This window comes from Peribacillus sp. P4_C12 (genome assembly GCF_056402095.1).
This window is the reverse complement of sequence record NZ_JBFUIB010001025.1, coordinates 1-807: the sequence shown is the minus strand read 5'-3', so window position 1 is coordinate 807 and position 807 is coordinate 1. Positions and strand designations below refer to the sequence as shown.

Sequence of the window (807 nt, the reverse complement as noted above, 5' to 3'; positions counted from 1 at the left end):
CCATGTGGATGCTCAGCATCAGATGACATGATTTTGTTAATGGCAGCAGTAGTAGGATTTGGCGAAACAGGAAGAACGCTTTCTCCCATTAACGCATTTGCAAATGAAGATTTGCCTGCACTAAATGCACCGAATAGCGCAACCGTGAAAGTTTTGCTGCCGAAGAGTCCAAATCGTGTCTCGTTGATTTGATTGAATTGCGTTATGACTGTGAAATGACAAAGCAGGGAATGGTACTTGTTGACACTCCTGGAGCGGATTCAATAAATGCTCGGCATACTGGTGCTGCTTTCGAATATATTAAGAATTCTGATGCCATTCTTTTTGTGACCTATTATAATCACCCATTCTCTCGGGCAGATCGGGAGTTCCTAATCCAACTTGGGCGAGTGAAAGATTCCTTTGCTATGGATAAGATGTTCTTTATAGTCAATGCGGTCGATCTTGCTCAAACTACTGACGAACTGGACGAAGTTATGGATTATGTGAAAGATCAATTAAATGGATTCGGAATCCGTTTTCCAAAGCTGTTCCCGCTTACAAGTAAGGGAGCATTAATAGAAAAACAAATTCCAGGTTCATTTATGCACTCTTTCCTTCCTAATAGTGGAATTTCGGAATTCCAATTACAATTTGATTCTTTCATCGAGAACGACTTAACAGGACTGGCAATTGAATCAGCGCAGGCTGCTGTAAAAAGAACAGAAGAACTGCTTCGAGATGTTATTACAGCGTCCAAGCAGGATGAAAAAGCGAAACAAAAAGCGCTCGAGACTCTCGCTCTTGAGGCGCAGTCTATTTCTGGTC

1 protein-coding gene and 1 pseudogene are annotated in these 807 nt (G+C 41.9%); one reads left to right on the top strand and one right to left on the bottom strand.

What is annotated here, in order from left to right; translation table 11 throughout:
* Nucleotides 1–155: pseudogene (locus AC1DUW_RS30975) on the bottom strand (dynamin family protein); the annotation flags it as partial.
* 33 nt (nt 156–188) lie between these two features.
* Here AC1DUW_RS30975 and AC1DUW_RS30970 point away from each other — a divergent pair.
* A partial coding sequence (locus tag AC1DUW_RS30970; RefSeq protein ID WP_477644474.1) for a dynamin family protein occupies nt 189–807 on the top strand: 619 nt, incomplete at its 3' end.